Origin of the sequence: Rhodococcus sp. (in: high G+C Gram-positive bacteria) (assembly GCF_049286785.1) — a bacterium.
In the GTDB taxonomy this organism is placed as follows: Bacteria; Actinomycetota; Actinomycetes; order Mycobacteriales; family Mycobacteriaceae; genus Rhodococcus_F.
In genome coordinates this window covers 1-2,206 of the sequence record NZ_JBAQEO010000008.1, presented here as the reverse complement: position 1 = coordinate 2,206, position 2,206 = coordinate 1, and the positions used below count along the sequence as shown (strand labels likewise).

Genomic DNA, 2,206 nt, shown 5'->3' with positions numbered 1-2,206 from the left:
CGATACCTGAGCAGCACGGGGCGCTCTGGGTACTGCCAACGGTTGTCATGCCCCGCCGGCACGCGCGGCTGTTCCAATGGAGCAGGCCCCCGAGTCGGCCGGTCCGGATGCCTCGCAAACGTGTTCGCGGGCATCGGAAATTGCGGTGCTCAGTTTGACTGTGCACACCGCAGGCCGCTGGAGGCAGTCAGATCAAGGCTTCCGCGAGCAGATTTCGCAGTGCGCTTCATGATGATTCCGATGCGTAGGCCACCCGGTTGATTCGACGACCGGGGGGTGAGTGCGGAAGCGTACCGGCGACTGCGTCGCACCGGGCGGGCGTCACGGCTTCATCTTCCACATGCGCCGTTCCGGGTTGCCGTCTCGACACCGGTTATGTCCCACGTACAACCGCGGCGTCAGGCGCGAAGAAGTTCGATCGCTCGATCGACATCGAGGGAGGGTTCGAGCATCGCGGCTCCACGCAAGGCAGCGATCGTTTGCTCGAAGAGGACGTCGGTCAGCAATCTCACGTCGAAGGGTTGGCCGTGTTCGTGCCAGTACGCGGCCGCTTGATCGGTGGCAGCCGTTGCCGTGCGCAGCATCATCCGCAGCGCAGGTACCTTCGGATCAAGCCCGAGGGTGGTGCAGGCCCACTCAATCGCGCGCCACCGACTCTCCTCGAAAAATTTCCACGCTTCGGGGTCGGCCCCTCGCCCGCCAAGCACCAACCGCATTGCCAGGCCTCTGTGTTCGGCCAGGTATCGGAGTTGGTTGTAATACATCTGCCGCATCCGCGCGCCGGGCGGCAAGGTGGAATCCCCCTCGAGCGCAGCCTCCCACTCCCGGGCGGCTTCTTCCATCGCCGCAAGATAGATGCCGCGCTTGTTCTTGAAGTAGTGAAACAGCAGCCCGTGCGCGACGCCCGCAGCTGCGGCGATGTCACTGACTGCGACATCGTCGTACTGCTCGATGCTGAACGCATCGATTGCCACTTCGAGGATGTGACGGCGAGTCTCCTCCGCCTGAGCCTTTCGCGGCGTCACCTGTGTTTTTGCCCCCATCTATCGGCCCTTCCTCGCACGATTCGCTCCGTCTGGCGAGAACGAAATTCTCGTCGGAACCAGTATGGACAAATCCTCGATTCGCGACACGGTGTCATACGCCAGCCTCAAAACCATTGACTTCCAATCACCCAAATCGTTGACTTCCAATCAACGGAAGCATACCTTGTGAGGAAGCACACGTCCGATCACTACGGGCGCCCCATCTCGGACACGCCCAACCCCAAGTTTCGCACCGCCGCCCTGAGCGGCTTTTTCGCGACGGGTGTTTACAGTCGACCACTATCTTTTGGAGAAGACGATGACGGCCAACCCGCGTCTTGCGCACATCGTGCTGCAGACCAATCAACTGCCCGAAATGCGCGAGTGGTACCTGAAGGTACTCGGCGCACGGATTGCTTTCGAGAACCCCGTGATGTGTTTTCTCACGACCGACGAAGAGCACCACCGGTTGGCGCTGTTCGGACCGCCCGGAGGCGGGTTGCCCGAACGTACCCCGGTGACAGTCGGACTCGCACACTCGGCCTTTACCTTCCCAACGCTGGGAGATCTGGTCGACAAGTATCTCGAACTCAGCGCGGACGGAATCGAGCCGCGGGTGCCGGTTCAACACGGCGTCACGACGTCGATGTACTACCGAGATCCGGACGGCAACATGGTCGAACTGCAGATCGACAATTTTGCAACGGCGGACGAAGCCACCGAATACATGCGCGGACAGGAATACGCGACCGATTCCATCGGCCCGAGCTTCGACGCCGCCGCGCTGGCCAAGGCCTACAAGTCCGGCGTACCGGAGTCGGAACTGACCACCCGCGCGTGGGCGCAGCAGTCCCCACAGGTCAACGTGTTCGAGATGCTGACCACCTGACCATAACGAAGGCGGCGCCCGAGGGGGCTCCAGAACGAATGAGGACGAAATGCGACTACTCAATGTCGACGGCCGACTCGCCATCGAGCGGGACGGACGGGCTGTCGATGTCGAACGCGCCAGTGACGGACGATTCACCGCGGACATGCAAGATGCGCTCGACCGGTGGAGCGAGTTTCGAGATTGGGCCCAGGCCGTAGATCTCGGAGACGTCGAAGGCGAAGGTTTCGACCCCACACAGCTCGGTGCCCCGGTCGGAACTCCGCGGCAGATCTTCGCGATCGGCCTGAAC

At 62.1% G+C, this 2,206-nt stretch carries 2 protein-coding genes and 1 pseudogene; 2 read left to right on the top strand and 1 reads right to left on the bottom strand.

What is annotated here, in order from left to right:
- Positions 1 to 398: 398 nt before the first annotated feature.
- Positions 399 to 1,043, bottom strand: coding sequence for a TetR/AcrR family transcriptional regulator (locus WAW17_RS00355; RefSeq protein WP_422331048.1), 645 nt, complete (start codon positions 1,041 to 1,043; stop codon positions 399 to 401).
- Positions 1,044 to 1,344: 301 nt separating this feature from the next.
- Here WAW17_RS00355 and WAW17_RS00350 point away from each other — a divergent pair, with 301 nt between their 5' ends.
- Together WAW17_RS00350 and WAW17_RS00345 are read left to right on the top strand one after the other, a co-directional pair.
- Entirely contained in the window at positions 1,345 to 1,914 is a 570-nt protein-coding gene (locus WAW17_RS00350) for a VOC family protein (protein WP_422331047.1), read from the top strand.
- Between the two features lie 49 nt (positions 1,915 to 1,963).
- Positions 1,964 to 2,206: pseudogene (locus WAW17_RS00345) on the top strand (fumarylacetoacetate hydrolase); the annotation flags it as partial.